13 protein-coding genes are annotated in these 14737 nt (G+C 68.1%); 2 read left to right on the top strand and 11 right to left on the bottom strand.

Annotation, left to right across the window (positions count from 1 at the left end; translation table 11 throughout):
* Nucleotides 1-94: 94 nt before the first annotated feature.
* Nucleotides 95-916: an SURF1 family protein gene (locus TFC3_RS06700; protein ID WP_067497019.1), complete on the top strand. Its 822-nt coding sequence runs from the start codon at nt 95-97 to the stop codon at nt 914-916.
* Between the two features lie 123 nt (nt 917-1039).
* On the top strand, nt 1040-1477 hold the full coding sequence (locus tag TFC3_RS06695) for a hypothetical protein (RefSeq protein WP_067497017.1): 438 nt from the start codon (nt 1040-1042) through the stop codon (nt 1475-1477).
* Here TFC3_RS06695 and TFC3_RS06690 read toward each other — a convergent pair.
* From TFC3_RS06690 to ssb, 11 genes are all read right to left on the bottom strand, one after another.
* A complete protein-coding gene (locus TFC3_RS06690) occupies nt 1470-2987 on the bottom strand; it encodes an ATP-dependent DNA ligase (protein ID WP_067497015.1) in 1518 nt (505 codons plus the stop codon). The two genes, TFC3_RS06695 and TFC3_RS06690, sit on opposite strands and share 8 nt — an antisense overlap.
* 289 nt (nt 2988-3276) lie before the next feature.
* Nucleotides 3277-3525: a hypothetical protein gene (locus tag TFC3_RS06685; protein ID WP_067497013.1), complete on the bottom strand. Its 249-nt coding sequence runs from the start codon at nt 3523-3525 to the stop codon at nt 3277-3279.
* Nucleotides 3526-3603: 78 nt separating this feature from the next.
* Nucleotides 3604-4833: an RNA polymerase sigma factor gene (locus tag TFC3_RS06680; RefSeq protein WP_153040121.1), complete on the bottom strand. Its 1230-nt coding sequence runs from the start codon at nt 4831-4833 to the stop codon at nt 3604-3606.
* Nucleotides 4834-4843: 10 nt separating this feature from the next.
* Nucleotides 4844-5215, bottom strand: coding sequence for a YciI family protein (locus tag TFC3_RS36805; protein ID WP_067497006.1), 372 nt, complete (start codon nt 5213-5215; stop codon nt 4844-4846).
* A gap of 111 nt (nt 5216-5326) precedes the next feature.
* Entirely contained in the window at nt 5327-6793 is a 1467-nt protein-coding gene (locus TFC3_RS06670) for an FAD-dependent monooxygenase (RefSeq protein ID WP_067497004.1), read from the bottom strand.
* Between the two features lies 1 nt (nt 6794).
* Nucleotides 6795-8138: a dipeptidase gene (locus TFC3_RS06665; protein WP_067497002.1), complete on the bottom strand. Its 1344-nt coding sequence runs from the start codon at nt 8136-8138 to the stop codon at nt 6795-6797.
* Between the two features lie 124 nt (nt 8139-8262).
* The gene (locus tag TFC3_RS06660; protein WP_067497000.1) at nt 8263-9321 is read right to left on the bottom strand and encodes a M48 family metallopeptidase; all 1059 of its coding nucleotides are present in this window, start codon (nt 9319-9321) and stop codon (nt 8263-8265) included.
* Nucleotides 9322-9378: 57 nt separating this feature from the next.
* Nucleotides 9379-9816, bottom strand: a complete 438-nt coding sequence (locus TFC3_RS06655) for a uridine kinase (RefSeq protein WP_236718457.1) — start codon at nt 9814-9816, stop codon at nt 9379-9381.
* A 130-nt stretch (nt 9817-9946) separates the two neighbouring features.
* Nucleotides 9947-11491 carry a cobyric acid synthase gene (locus tag TFC3_RS06650; protein WP_067496996.1) on the bottom strand — a complete coding sequence of 515 codons (1545 nt, stop codon included), beginning with the start codon at nt 11489-11491 and terminating at the stop codon, nt 9947-9949.
* Nucleotides 11492-11557: 66 nt separating this feature from the next.
* Nucleotides 11558-12517 (bottom strand): cobalamin biosynthesis protein, encoded by a 960-nt coding sequence (locus TFC3_RS35415; RefSeq protein ID WP_082772385.1) that lies wholly within the window; start codon nt 12515-12517, stop codon nt 11558-11560.
* A 1404-nt stretch (nt 12518-13921) separates the two neighbouring features.
* Complete coding sequence (gene ssb, locus TFC3_RS06645) at nt 13922-14710, bottom strand: single-stranded DNA-binding protein (protein ID WP_067496994.1); 789 nt, start codon at nt 14708-14710, stop codon at nt 13922-13924.
* Nucleotides 14711-14737 lie beyond the last annotated feature (27 nt).

The following is a 14737-nucleotide window of genomic DNA, read 5'->3' as shown; positions in this document are numbered from 1 at the left end:
ATACGGAAATCGGGGCCATCGTGATATTGACGGCCGAAGTCGCACCCTACCTGCCAGGCGCATGCGGTTGTCGGCAGCCGGGTAGCCTCGATTCGTGTACCGGTTCCTGCTGACCCCTCGCTGGCTGGCCGCGGCGGCGCTGACCGTGGCGGCGTCGGTGGTCATGGTGTTCCTCGGCAACTGGCAGCTGCACCGGTATCACGAGCGCAGCGCGATCAACGCCCGGATCGACGCCGCCGACTCGGCAACCGCCGTGCCGCTGACGTCCGTGCTGGTCAAGCCGGACACCCCGGGCAAGGTCGGCGCCATGCCGGGCAAGGACAAGGCCTGGACCAAGGTGACGGTCACGGGTCACTACGACGTCACCCACGAGATCCAGGCCCGCGGCCGCACGGTCGACGGCAACGTCGGTTTCGAGATCGTTACCCCCCTCGTCCTGGCAGATGGGACAGCGGTCCTGGTGGACCGCGGCTGGGTGCCCCCGCAGACCGGCGACGCCACCTCAGCCCCGGTCTCATCGGCACCGCCGACGGGCGAGGTCACGGTCGTCGGCCAGATCCACCTGACCGAAAGCCGCCCGTCCGGCATCTCGACCCGGGACGGGCGCATCGACACGCGCCGGGTCTCGCTGCCCCACCTCGCGGACCAGATCCCCTATCCCCTGTACGGCGCGTATGTGCTGGTCACCGACCCGGCAGCGGGCTACTCGGCGATTCCAATCGACCACGAGGACGCCTGGCAGAACGGTGGCTATGCGGTGCAGTGGTGGCTGTTTGCCGTGATGGCCCTGCTGGCGTACGGGTGGCAGGCGCGCAAGGAAGCCCACGGCGAGCGACCGGTCAAGGAGAAGGTGGACCGGGTGCAGGCCGCCGACGCCCGGCTGACCGCGGTGCCTTCTACCCGCCAGCCTGAATGAGTTCTGCCGCTTCGCCCGTTCGCCAGTGAGCCCGCCTCATCCACGGGCTGGCTGGTTCGACGCGGGCGGGCTCGTCGCCGGTGCGTGCTTTCCGACGGCGTGTCCCGCGGTTAGGGTTTTCGGGTGACGTACCCTCCGATCCCGCCGCCCGATGACCCGTGGGCCGTGCCGGCGCCGCCGCCGCTCACTCCCGCGGCGCCTGCGAACCCGGGCCCGGTGATCGTGCGGATCGGCGACCTGGGCGTGACGTCGACGGTGGTGCACACGCCCGCCGGTGACATTCCGCTGGCCGGATCAACGTGGATGGTGCACGACTATTGGCATCATGAAACCAAGATCCCCACCTGGGCGATCCTGGCGACAATCTTCGGTTTCTGCGTGCTGACGGTGTTCAGCCTGCTGTTCCTGCTGGTCAAGGTCACCATCCCGCGCGGCACCGTGCAGATCACCGTGTCAAACGGCGTCCGCCAATACGTCTCCCGCATTCCGGTAACCGACCAGACGCAGGTCACGGCGCTGCACCAGCAGGTCAATTACGTGCGTTCGCTGGCTGCTATCTAGCCCCCAGTTCCTTCACCATGTCGATCGTGTCGGCTTCTTCGGCCCGTTTGTCATCCCGATACCGCAGCACCCGGGCGAACCGTAAGGCCACCCCGCCCGGATAGCGCGGCGACGTCTGCACGCCGTCGAAAGCGATCTCGACAACCTGCTCCGGTCGTACCGTCACAACCCACCCGCTGTCATCCACAGCCAGTTCCCGGAATCGTTCGGTCTGCCACCGCAGAAGCTCGTCGGTAAGGCCCTTGAAGGTCTTTCCCAACATCACAAATCCGCCGGTACGAGGATCGCGCGCGCCCAGATGCAGATTGGAAAGCCACCCTTTGCGCCGCCCGTGTCCCCATTCCACGGCAAGTACCACAAGGTCCAGCGTGTGCCGCGGCTTGACCTTCACCCAGGCGGACCCGCGCCGCCCGACGTCATAGGGAGCCTCCGGCGCCTTGAGCACCAAGCCCTCTTGACCAGCAGCAACGGCCTCCGCGAAAGCCTCGGCGGCCTGCTCTTCGTTCTCGACGGTCCGGCGCCCAACAATGAGCTCCCCGGGAACGGTGCCAGCCAGCGCAGCCCACCGAACACGACCGGGCTCATCGAGAAGGTCAGAACCGTCAAGATGCAACAAATCGAAGAAGTACGGCTGCAGCTCTGCAGCCGTGGAACTGGTGGACCGGGTAGCCGCCCGGCTGGAGATTTCCTGGAATGGCCGAGGTCGCCCGTCGGGCCCCAATGCCATAGCCTCGCCATCCAGCACAACGTCGCTGACAGCGAGCCCTCGGACGGCGTCGACCACCCCGGGAAGCCTCGCGGTGATGTCGTCGAGGCTGCGGGTGAAAACAGCAATCTCGTCGCCCGACCGGTGCACCTGAATGCGAATACCGTCAAGCTTCACATCGGCGGTAGCAGGCGCCCCGGTACTGAGCAAAGCCGCCGCAACATCAGGAGCACTGGCCGCAAGCATCGGCGTCAAAGCAGTGCCGACCCGAAGGCTGATATCGGAAAGAGCGGAAGCACCCCCGGTAAGCGCGGCAACAGCCACCTGCTTGAGATCCCCGGAGAGCAACAACGCCCGGCGTACGGCAACAAGCGAAACCCCGGCAGCCTTAGCAATCGCATCGGCGAGCAGTCCGGCTTGCGCCCCCTGCCGCAGTTCCCCGCTGAAGAGCCCCACGAGCAACCGCTGCTCATCACCGGTAGCTAGCGAAAAGAGGGAACCAAGAAGCTCCCGCCGCCGAGCCTGAGACCCGGCCCCGGCAACGACGGAGATCTCAGCGATCCGCGCATCAACCTCAGCTACCGACAGCGAAGCCTCCGCCGCCGGCTCAGGAAGATCCCGCAACGCCGCATACCCGACACCGGTCTGCCGCTGCCGCACCTCCCCAGCAAGGTAGGCGGAACCGGCAGCAATCTCCCCACCGTCAAGCCGCCGAAGAGCCTCGGCAAGCACCTCAACCTTCGCCTTCCGCCCGGAAACCGCGGACACGGACGCTGAAGTAGCCGCTAGATCAAGAAACCGCACGAGGTCATCCTGGCAGCTCTTTACGACATTTTCTGCAGGTGCGAGGGGTGGTCAGGCTTTGTGGGGTGGCCGGCTACTCGAAGGCGAACGGCGGACGGGCTGCTGAGAAGGGAGTAGCGGGCAGCGCTGCTCAGAGGTGAAGCGGGCAGGGCTACTGGGTCGAACGTCTTTGACGCTTGAATGGGCGTCGGCAATCGGCGGGCTCCGGCCTCCCCTCCTGCCGCAAGCCCGCCCGCCCCCGATCGCCCGCAGCCCGCCCGCCACGCGCGCCCATCACCCCATCAAAACGTCAAGCAGCCACAGCAACCGTGATGGACAGCGGTCCAGTAATCAGCGTCGGCCCGGGTTCCTCAATGCGGAAGCCGCGTGCTCGGACTGCGTCGGCTACTCGGGAGAGTTGGGAGTCGAGCTCGCACAGGGCGGCTGACAGGTCGGTGAGCTGGCCGGTGAGGGCGGTGTCGTCCCACCCGGAGACGTCGATGTCCCCCAGAGCGTTACCCGCGGCGCGAAGCGCCTGGATTGCCTCATTCGAACTCATGTTCGAATCCTATCAGGACTGGTACGCAGCCGCGGACTTGCCCCCACTCAAAACCAGGCAACGAGACAACCGCCCTGATCAACCCAATCCAGCAGCCTTCCGCAGCAGCACGGACCTCTCTCGCCGGTTCGCGCACATCCGAGCAGCCAGCTCCAGCTCAGCCCGCGCCTCCGAGCGCCTCCCGAGCCGAGCCAGCAGCTCCCCCCGTACCGTCGGAACCAGATGGGACCCCGGCAGCTTGTTGGAGGCGACCAGCTCGTCCACCATGGCCAGAGCTGGCGCCGGACCCGAGGCCATAGCCACCGCTACGGCCCTGTTCAGCTCCACTACCGGCGACGGAGCAACCCGGCCCAGCGCCTCGTAGAGCAGCACGATTCGGTCCCAGTCCGTCTCCTCCACGGAAGGTGCCGTTGCGTGGACCGCGGCAACAGCGGCTTGCAGACCGTACGGGCCGAGTCCCCGTTTCGACGCCTTGGTCAGCGCGGCCAGTCCTCGGCGGATTGCGGAGAAGTCCCACAGCCGGCGGTCCTGGTCTTCGAGCAGGATGGGGGTGCCGTCCGGGTCCGTTCGGGCCGGGAAGCGTGCGGCGGTCAGTTCGCACAGGGCGAGCAGGCCATGCACCTCAGGCTCGTCCGGTTGCAGCGCGACCAGCGTGCGGGCCAGCCTGATCGCCTCGTACGCGAGGTCGGTGCGAAGCAGCCGGTCGCCCGAGGTGGCCGACGAACCCTCGGTGAAGATGACGTAGATGACGCTGAGCACACCGCCCAGCCGCTGTCTGCGTTCGGCCGCCAGGGGCAGTTCGAACGGCACTCCGGCCGCCGCGATCGTCTTCTTGCCCCGGGTGATGCGGGCCTGCACCGTTGGCACAGAAACCAAGAAGGCGCGGGCGATCTCCTCACTGGACAAACCGCCGACCACGCGCAAAGTAAGCGCCACCCGCGCCTCGGGAGAGAGCACCGGGTGGCAGCTGATGAACATCAGCGCCAGCACGTCGTCGTCGATGCTGTCCGAGCCGGCGACGGGATCAACTTCCGGGGCAGCCTCGGTCACCGACGCCGCCATCAGGACGTACTTGTCCTGCAGGGCAGCCCGCCGCCGGATCGCGTCGATGGCCCGGCGCCGGGCCGTGGTCATCAGCCAGCCGGCCGGGTTGGCCGGCGGGTCGAGCCGCCACGACACCAGCGCCTCGGCCACCGCTTCCTGAGCTGCGTCCTCGGCCAGCCCGAAGTCCCCGGTGAACCGGGTCAGCGCGGCAACGATGCGCGCTGACTCGATCCGCCATACAGCCTCGACGTCGGCCGTACCCATCAGTTGCCGATCATTCGGCGGCCTGCGGGGCCTCGTCGCTGCCGGGCACCCGCCGGACCTCGATCTTGGCGCCGCGGGCGACCGGGACGCGCTTGGCCCACTCGACCGCTTCCTCCTGCGAGGCGACCTCGAGCATGAAGAAGCCGCCGAACAGTTCTTTGGTCTCGCCGTACGGCCCGTCCGTGACCACTGGCGTTTCGCCGCTGAAGTCGACCACGACGCCCTTGCCGGGTTCGTCGAGCCCTTCCGCAGCGAGGAGCACCCCGGCCTTGACCGCGTCTTCGATGAACTGGTGGGTGATGGTCATCAGCTCTTCGATGTTGGCCATCATGGCCGCGTTCGACTCATCGGTGCCCCGCATGACCAGCAGGTACTTCGCCATCGCGCTCTCCTCATTCAGCGGGCCGCCGCTCGGCCTTCGCCTCCTTGTGTCGAACGAAGGGACCGCGGATCGACACGGCCTCGGAGAAATCTCGTGAGCGGTGACGGACGGTCAGGGCCAGCCCGGGGGCATCGCTTGCCGGAACACCTCGGCCGCCTGCGACGGGGGCGCGGCGGCAGCAACGAAGCCGTCTGGACGTACCAGATAAAGGATGTCCGGTTCAAAAGCTGGCGCCGGCGCGAAGGTCTGCAGCGGCAGGTCGAGGTTCGCAGGGGGTGTGACCTGGCCGTATGCGTGGATCTGCCACTGCGCCTCGCGCAGGCTCTCGTGGTTGGCGCCGGTCCAGGGCAGGCGGCGGCCCACCACCCGGTCGCGGGGCTCGCCGGGCAGCATCGGGTAGCGGATGCGGGTCTGGGAGACGTATTGGAACAGCCGCGAACCGGAACCCGAACGCGGCAGCACTCGAACACCGATCGGAGCAGCCAGCGGTACGACCAAACGGCGCAACGTCTGAGCTCGCCGGCCCTCGGAAGTGATCGCGCCGAAGAGGCGGTCGGTGGTGGCCACCAGCGTACGCGCCACCGGACGGCGCTCGGCTTCGTAGCGATCGAGCCAGGCATCGCCGGCCCGGCCGTGGAGCACGTCGGCCAGCTTGAACGCGAGATTGTGGGCATCCTGCAGGCCGGTGTTCATGCCCTGACCGCCCACCGGGGAATGCACATGCGCTGCGTCACCGGCAAGGAAATACGGACCGTCACGGAAAGCAGCCGCCACCCGATGATGGACACGGTAGGTGGCGAACCAGCGCGATGCGGTGTACGTGACGGCGAAGTCGCTGCGCAGGCGTGAGCGGGCATCGTCCTCGGACAGCTTGCCGTCGCCGTCGTCATCACGGATGAGCCCGATGAGCCGCCAATTGTTGCGCCCCACCATCGGGAAACCGAGCAGAAAGTCCGTGCCGCCGGGACGCACATTGATCGCACGGTCGACGAGGCCGGCAACGCTCGTGGCGTCGATGACGTAGAACTGGTGCGGGTTGGTGACGCCTTCGAACGCGATGTCGCGGGACCGGCGGACGATCGAGTTGGCCCCGTCAGCGCCAACGCAGAAACGGGCGGTAACGGTCTGCGCCCCTATGACGGCGGAGATGCCACTGTCGGTAGTGGAGAGTTCGGTGACTTCCTCACCCCAGCGGACCTTCCCACCGAGGGCGCGCAGGTTTTCGTACAGAATCTGTTCGTTGCGGCTCTGCTCCAAGACCTCGATATGGGGGTACGGCGTCAGCCCCGCCCCCAGCGGCCCCAACGGAATCCTCCCGTAGACCCGGCTTCCGAAGCCCGGTACCAGCGCCTCGGCCCGTTGTGCCGCCGCGAGCACCTTGCCGGCCAGGCCGAGTTGGTCGTAGATCTCGATGCTGCGCGCTTGAAGCACCAGCGCGCGTGACTCGCGGGTGGGGCCGTCCTTGGCGTCCGCTACCACCACCCGGACCCCGAGCTTGACCAGCCAGTTGGCCAGCATCAGCCCGGTGGGGCCGGCGCCGGCGATCAGGACGTCGCAGTCGAGGTCGGGGGCGGTCATGTCACTTGCCCAGCCGGGCCACGTTGTGCAGGAGCAGAGCTTCGGCCAGGCACACCCGGGCGAACTCGCCGAGGTGCAGGCTCTCATTGGGTCCGTGCGCCGCGGAGTACGGATCCTCGACGCCGGTGACCAGGATGGCAGCCTGCGGGAACAGCTCCTGGAAGGTGGCAATGAACGGAATCGAGCCGCCCACGCCCATGTCCACCGGCGCGGTGCCGTCCCAGGCGGTGGTGAACGCCGCGCGGGCCGCGTCATACACCGGGCCGGTCGCATCGATGACGCAGGGCGCGCCGGAGCTTTCGAGGGTCACTTCAACGGTGGCGCCCCACGGCACGGACTTCTCGAGATGGGCGCTAATGGCCGCGTACGCCGAATCCGGGTCGTCACCGGGCGCGAGCCGCACGCTGATCTTGGCTTTGGCCTTGGGAACGAGCGCGTTGGGCGCCTCGCTGGTGCGCGGGGCGTCGATGCCGAGCACCGCCACCGACGGCTTGGTCCAGATGCGATCGGTGAGCCGCCCCTCGCCGATCAGCTGCACCCCGTCGAGCACGCCGGCCTCGTGCCGCAGCCGATCTTCGGCGTAGTCGACCTCGGCGCCCTCCCGCCCGGCGAGCCCGTCGATGACCACCTCGCCGTGCTCGTCGTGCAGCGTGCTGATCAGGCGGGCGAGAACGGTCAGCGCATCGGGAACCGGCCCGCCGAACATGCCGCTGTGCACCGCGCTCTTCAGTGTGCTGACCTCGACAAAGCAGTTGACCAGCCCGCGCAGGGAGGTGGTCAGCCCCGGCACACCGATGTCCCAGTTGCCCGAGTCGGCAATGACAATGACATCGGAGCGCAGGACATCCCGGTACGAGGTGAGCAACTCGTCCAGCGAAGCCGACCCGTACTCCTCCTCGCCTTCGACGAACACCACGACACCGACAGGCAGTTCGTCCCCGAACGCCCGCAGCGCCGCCACATGCGCCATCACGCCGGCCTTGTCGTCGGCGGCACCGCGTCCGTAGAGCCGCCCGTCCCGCTCAACCGGCTCAAACGGGTCGCCCTCCCACAATGTGAGGTCGCCAACCGGCTGCACGTCGTGGTGCGCGTAGAGCAGAACCGTCGGAGCCCCCTCAGGCGCCGCCTTGTGACCGATGACGGCAGGCTGCCCCGCCCCGCGCACGATCTGCACCTCAAGGCCGCACCCGCGAAGCAACTCGGCCACCGCTTCGGCCGACCGCTCAACCTGCGAGTGGTCGAACCCGTCGAACGCGATCCCGGGAATGCGAACCAGCCGTTCGAGGTCGGCGCGGACCCCGGGAAGCTCCCGAGCAACCGCGGTACGCAGTTCGTCTTCAGTCATAGCCCGATCCTAGGCCCGCCCCACCTTCAGGCGGCCGCGTCGTCGTCCCGGCCGGATGCTCAGGCGGCGCCTTCCTGTCCCTGCCGAATACTCAGGCGGCCAGCTTGTCGTCCCGGCCGGGTGCTCAGGCGGGCGGGTTGTCGTCGCGGCGGCGGCCGGCGTTGGAGGCCCAGTCGCGAGCCCCGCGCGCCGCCGAACCGGCCAGGTCGGACGCTCCCCCACCGAGCTTGCGCAGCAGCCCGACGAGCGGATCCTGCGAGTTGGTGAACGTCTCCCGGTACGAGTCCGCGGCCGCCTTCACATCCTCGGTCACCGAGGCGTCGCCGTCAGAATCGCGCCGCGGGTAGTCGCCGCTCAAGATGCGCGCATACTCACCGGAGTCCACCCACTTACGCAATTCCGAGGCCCGCGCGACCGGCACCGGGTGAGTGCTCCACGCGGTCAGCCCGAACTTGTGGATGCTGTCGCGCAGGTCCCCGCCGCTCTCGTACTCCGCGGCCTGCTCCAGGAACGCCGCCGTGTCGATCTGCGAGAGGTCGCCCCCACCGGCCAGCTTCATGAGCAGCCGCGTCGACGCCGCCGGGTCCTGCCCCGCGAGCAAACCGGCCCGGTCGGCGGACAGCTCGGCCTTGCGCCACCACTCCAGCATCGCGGCGATGATGGCTCGCAGCGCCAGGGCGCCCACCGGCAGCCAGCTCAGGTTCGCCGCCCAGCGGGTGAGGATCATCATGATGGTCTTGTAGACGGCATGCCCGCTGCGCACGTGCCCGATCTCGTGGCCCAGCAGCGCGCGCAGTTCGTCGTCCTCGAGCTTCTCGACGGCCGCGGTGGTGATCACGATGAACGGCTTGTCGATCCCGATCGCCTGTCCGTTGATCATCGGGCTCTGCGTGACATACAGGTCGGGAAGCTCGGCCACGTCCAGCGTCGCTGCGGCCTCGGTGAAGCGCTGGTAGACGCGCGGATACTGCCGGTGGTCGACGCGGATGGAACCGGCGAGGTACTGCAGCCGGAACCCGCGCTCGTTCCACATGCCGAAGAACGCCTTGACCACGTCGTCGAACCCGCGTAGCTCGCGCAAAGCGGTAAGGGCTCCGCGGTCGGCCGGGTGCTCCCAGGCGCGTGAGCTGATGCCGGTCAGAGTGATCCGCCGGCGTTCCGGCCGGTTCTCCTCGGTCGTCATCGTCGTCCCCGTTCCCGCTGCTCCCGCAGCTGATCGTGGCCCTTGGCGGACCGCCGGCTACAGCTCTTCGTACTCTTCGCCGAAACTTCGCGCAGCGCCATCAACCAGGAGGTCGACAAACGCGGCGGTCTGGTCCGCAGCGAAATGCTCCTGCTCGGCGGCATGCCAGCGCTCAAGGTACTGCTGGAAAGCAACATCATCGCCGCCGTCGCGTGCCACAACCCGCCGCCACCCCACATCGGCGGGGGCGTCAAGAAAAATCGAATAGGAAAGCTCCGGACGAATCACGCTGCGCGCCGAAGAAGACCCTTCCAGGAGTACGACCGGAGCAGCGTCAACAAAAACCGGAACGCCCCCGAAAGCCCCCCGATGCCACAAGTACCGCTGATAACGGCCGGAGCACCCCTGTCGCAACGGCCCGAGCACCTGTTCCTCGAGCCGGGTCCAGAAGGTGAACTGGTCTTCCCACCCGTTGAGCAGGTCATCGGTGTGCACCACCGGAGCATTCGCAGCCTGCGCCAACCGGCCCGCAAACGAGCTCTTCCCCGCCCCGCTCGGCCCGTCCACAGCCACCAGCCGCACCGCTCCGAGCCGGGGAGCGGTCGCGTGAATCCGGGCAGCCAAATCAGCGAACGTAGGCACCGGGAGCCCCTGGCGCAATGAAGGGACCACCGCTGGGCCCGGACTCGATCAGACGCCACAGCGCCTCGGTATCGAGGTGCTCCTCCACCAGATCACCCAACGTGTCCAGACTTCGCTCCCGCACGGCCGAAAAGCGAGTGTCAGGAGCAACAACGAACCCGGTACGACCAGCCTGCCGCGCCGCCTCGGCAAGAAACCGGCGCCGGAACTCGTCCGACTCGAACGCCCCATGCCAATGCGTGCCACTGACGGTGCCTTGCACAGCCCCTTCGGGAGTGCCGTCCGCGTAGTGCAGGAGGGACTCGGGGGCGGCGCTGGAAACGTACCCGTGATGAATTTCGTAGCCGCTGACCGGAACCTGCCCCCATGCCGTTCCCTGCGACCGAGCCAGGGTTTTACGGGCGCCGAAGGTTACGTCGACCGGCAGCAAGCCAAGCCCCGGCACAGTGCCACGCCGGCTTTCCACCTCGTCATTGATCGTGCGTCCGAGCATCTGGAATCCGCCGCAAATGCCGACTACTGGCTTCCCGGCCGCGGCGTGAGCCTGAACAGCATCGGCAAGGCCCCTTTCACGAAGCCAAGCCAGATCGCTGACCGTCGCCTTGGACCCCGGAATGACCACCAGATCGGCATCCGCGACCTCCGCCGGCTCCACGGTCAAACGAACATGCACCCCGGGTTCGGAGGCAAGCGCCTCAGCATCGGTGGCGTTCGAAATGCGTGGCAACCGAATCACAGCAACCCGAAGCCACTCGGTGCCGCGCGGTGCCCCGGGCCGGCCAAGCGTCGTCCCGTACGCCAACGAGTCCTCGCCATCGACCCACACATCGGTGTTGAACGGCAGCACCCCGTAAACCGGACGCCCGGTAGCGCCGGCAATCATGTCAAGCCCCGGTCGCAGCAGCCCCAGATCGCCCCGGAACTTGTTGATGACGAACCCGCTCACCAACGCCTGGTCCTCGGCGCTGAGCAATGCAACCGTGCCGAACAACGCCGCAAAGACGCCACCCCGGTCAATGTCGCCGACCACAATCGCCGGCATCCCCGCCTGCCGCGCGAGCCCCATGTTGACGAAGTCCCCGTCCCGCAGATTGATCTCAGCGGGACTACCGGCCCCCTCACAGATCACAGCGTCATACTCGGACCGCAACTCCGCCAGCGTCGCAAACGCCACCTCAGCCAGCCGCGGCCGCAAAACCCGATAATTGCCCGCCGTAACGGTGTCAACAGCCTCGCCCAGCAGAACAACCTGACTTGAATAATCGCTGCCCGGCTTGAGCAACACCGGATTGAACCGGATATCCGGAGCAACCCCACACGCAGCAGCCTGCATAGCCTGCGCGCGCCCAATCTCCCCGCCCCGCCTGTCGGCCCCCACAACCACGACAGAGTTGTTGGACATGTTCTGAGCCTTGAACGGCGCCACCTTCACCCCACGCCGCCGCAACCACCGGCAAATGCCAGCCGTCAGCACACTCTTCCCAGCATCAGAAGTAGTCCCAGCAACCAGCAACCCGCCACCGCTCACACGCCCCTCCTCTCCAGCCCCGTGCCCCCGTTCACGCACTGCGCCTCCCGCAGCCCTGTGCCACGCTCATGCGCTTGGCCTCCGGCTGCCACGTGCCGCCGCCAGCCCCACCGCGATGACGGCCGCCGCCAAGCCAACCGCTCCGGACAACCGCCCCGCGTAGCGAAGGTGCCCCGCACCGGGCCGCGGCCCATCGCCAAGAAAGGGACGAGTCTCCGTACGCCCGAAGTAGACATTCCGGCCGCCAAGCCGCACCCCCAACGCCCCCGCCATCGCCGACTCACACTGCCCGGCATTGGGACTCGGATGATCGTTGCGATCCCGCCGCCAAACCCGCAGCGTCTCCCCCGGACGCCCACCGACCAGTGGCGCAGAAACGATCGTCAACAACCCGGTCAACCGAGCCGGCACAAGGTTGAGTACATCGTCCAGCCGTGCAGAAGCCGTGCCGAACCGCGCATACCGAGCCGACCGATGCCCCACCATCGCGTCGAGAGTGTTCGCGGCCCGATATCCCAGTAGTCCCGGGAGCCCAGCAACCCCACCCCAGAAAAGAGGAGCCACCACGGCATCCGAAGTGTTCTCAGCAACCGACTCAACAGTCGCCCGCGCCAACTCAGAGCTGTCGAGCTGCGATGGATCCCGCCCGCAAAGATGACCGAGCCGCCCCCGCGCCGCCTCAAGGTCGTCATGCTGCAGGTACGTGCCCATAACGCCCGCCTCGTGCCGAAGGGTCCGCCCGCCAAGCACGGTCCAGGTAGCAGCCGCAACGAGGCAGGCCCGAACAAAAGGCCACCGCCGCGTCCCGGCCGAGAACGCCACTCCAGCACCCACAGGCACGCCAACGGCAACCGCGGTGAAGACCACCCCGGACCGCCGGTTCGAGGCATAAAGCCGCCGTTCAAGCGCCCCGGCGGCCGTTCCGAACCCCGCCACCGGATGAAACCGCCGAGGGTCGCCAAGCAGCCCATCCAAGGCATACCCAGCAGCAATCCCCACAGCATCCGCTGCCCAACCCCGTCCCATCTCCACCACCCTAGTAAGCCCACAATCCCGATCCCCCTGAAGCTCCCGCCGTGTGATCTCCCTCCGCTCCCCGGCGAACTTGCCCCGCACCGCACACACCCGGCCGCTGCCCACGCACCACGCCTCCCGGCGCCTGCCCACGCACCGCACGCACCGCACACACCGCACACACCGCACACACCGCACACACCCGGCACTGCATTCGCCCGGCGCCGGCCGGCCACCGACCCGCTGGTGGAGTCGGTGGCCGGCACTTTGCCGCCCGTCCGGCCAGGGCGCCACCCTGCCGGACAGGCTCACGCCCGCGATCGAGGCCGGCCCGCGTCGCTCGGCCGATCCGCAGGGCACCGGTGGATGGGCTGTCCGACCACTAGGAACCCATCCACCCCACCGCGATGACGGCATTGACCCATATGCCAGTCATCGCGGCCGTCGGCACCGGAAGACCGCCAGCCACCACGGCTGCCGGCACCGGAAGACCACCAGCCACCACAGCCCTCAGCCACCGGAGACCAGTTCCCCGCCGCCACCGGGCAACCGAAAGCCACCATCCGCCCCAAGCCAAAGACCAGTTCTCCGCTACTACCGACTCCTCTCAGCCTCATCCCACGCTTTGGGGCCGGCCGCCGCCGAGTCCGGGCCCGGCGGCGGCCGGTTGTGCGCTGTCTCTCCAGGAGGCGCTCGCCACGCGCCTTGCCTACGCGCTGCGATGCGCCCTTGCTGCCTCCGGCCGCGCCGGTGGAACGGCCTTTCTCCCAGGTAAGGCCTTCCCCGGCTGGAACCCGTGGCCCGAGCAGACCCGCCGCCGAACAGGCCCGCTTGCCGGGTTCACCGGGGAACTCCACGCGAGCGCCGGGACGCAGCGGAGGGGCAGCGCTGACGAACGGGTGCCGACCACCGAGCTCCCGTTCGCCGGCCGGCGGACTACGAGTTCACCCCCCTACGAGTCCACCGGCGTTCTGTACATCTCTGAACTGCACGCCCAGCGGGACTTCGCAAGCGAGGTGCTGGGCCATGCGGGTGTGGTCAGGCGGGCCCGGCCGGTACCGGGGGTGCCGGCCGGGCCTCTGCCGCTCGCTTGGCCGGGGAGAGCCGGCACGACGAACGGCCATTTCGCCCGAGCTGGTGCGTCACTCGGGTGAGGGCCGGTGCTCCCGTGTCCGTGCGAGCACGGTCACTCCCGCCCGGGGTGGGCGGCGCGCTCGCAAGGGCGACGGGTTCCGGCCACCGGTTCTCAGCTTTCCTGGATGGACCGGCCGCATCGGCGCGGTGCCTTGGAGGCAGGACACCGTGGCTGTTCGGCCGGCAGTGGTGGGAAGAGCCGAGAACCGGGGCAGGCGCCGCCGCCGGGTGGGCTGTCCGAGGGCATCGACAGGCCGCCCGACGACGGGCGTTCAGGATGTGTCAGGCAGCCACAGGCTGGCGACGCGTGGTGCGACTTCGGACCCGCTTGACCGCAGGCGCGGCGTCGGAGGACTGGCCAGGGCCGGCATCGGATTCGTCCCCGTCAGCGGTGGAAGATCCGGGCGCTGCCGAGGAACCATCCGGGGCAGAGGACTCAACCGAGGCAGGAGACACGCCCGAGGCCGGATCGGGGGAATCGCCCGACGCTTGCTCCGAGGATTCGGGGGCGCTGAGGTTCAGGTTGCTCTCGAACGGCTCGAACGCCCCGCCAGGGACCATTGGCTGGTCATCGAATGAGGGTTCTGCCGAGTCGGGGACCCCTTCGCCGTACACGGTGGGTGCTTCGTCTTCGGTGATTGCTGGCGCGTTCTCCCCGCGTACCTTCGTTTCCAGCTCCGGAATTTCGACGGTGGCCGTGACCGCCTGCTTGTTGCGGAAGAACTTGGCACGGCCCCGGGCCAGGTCGTGACCCACGGCGGAGGCTTCCATCTCGTACGAGGTACGCGGGTTGCCATCGGAATCCACCCAGTCACGGGTGTAGAGGCGCCCGGTCACCATGACGGGATCGCCGATCATGACCGACGCGGCTACACCCTCGGCGAGCCGGCGCCAGCAGTTCACGCGCACCCGGAGCTGGTTGCCATCGGTCCATTGGCCTGTTTCCCGGTCGAGCCGGCGCGCGGTCGACGCGATCTTGAAGGTGGTGACCAGGGTGTTGGTGCTGGTCGTCCGGCGCCATTCCGGCGGGCTGAGCACGTTGCCGACCACGACAATGTTGGTGTCGAACATCGCTTCTCCTCAATCGGTCGAAGTTCG

This window comes from Actinoplanes sp. TFC3 (genome assembly GCF_001553785.1).
GTDB lineage: Bacteria > Actinomycetota > Actinomycetes > Mycobacteriales > Micromonosporaceae > Actinoplanes.
Note: the sequence above shows the minus strand (reverse complement) of the source record. Positions and strands in the feature narration are given on the sequence as shown.

What these genes read in the sequence shown, in the direction of transcription:
- TFC3_RS06685 (WP_067497013.1), bottom strand. Translation starts at nt 3,525, where the DNA reads ATGAGTTCGAATGAGGCAATCCAGGCGCTTCGCGCCGCGGGTAACGCT.
- TFC3_RS06680 (WP_153040121.1), bottom strand. Translation starts at nt 4,833, where the DNA reads ATGGGTACGGCCGACGTCGAGGCTGTATGGCGGATCGAGTCAGCGCGC.
- TFC3_RS36805 (WP_067497006.1), bottom strand. Translation starts at nt 5,215, where the DNA reads ATGGCGAAGTACCTGCTGGTCATGCGGGGCACCGATGAGTCGAACGCG.
- TFC3_RS06670 (WP_067497004.1), bottom strand. Translation starts at nt 6,793, where the DNA reads ATGACCGCCCCCGACCTCGACTGCGACGTCCTGATCGCCGGCGCCGGC.
- TFC3_RS06665 (WP_067497002.1), bottom strand. Translation starts at nt 8,138, where the DNA reads ATGACTGAAGACGAACTGCGTACCGCGGTTGCTCGGGAGCTTCCCGGG.
- TFC3_RS06660 (WP_067497000.1), bottom strand. Translation starts at nt 9,321, where the DNA reads ATGACGACCGAGGAGAACCGGCCGGAACGCCGGCGGATCACTCTGACC.
- TFC3_RS35415 (WP_082772385.1), bottom strand. Translation starts at nt 12,517, where the DNA reads ATGGGACGGGGTTGGGCAGCGGATGCTGTGGGGATTGCTGCTGGGTAT.
- ssb (WP_067496994.1), bottom strand. Translation starts at nt 14,710, where the DNA reads ATGTTCGACACCAACATTGTCGTGGTCGGCAACGTGCTCAGCCCGCCG.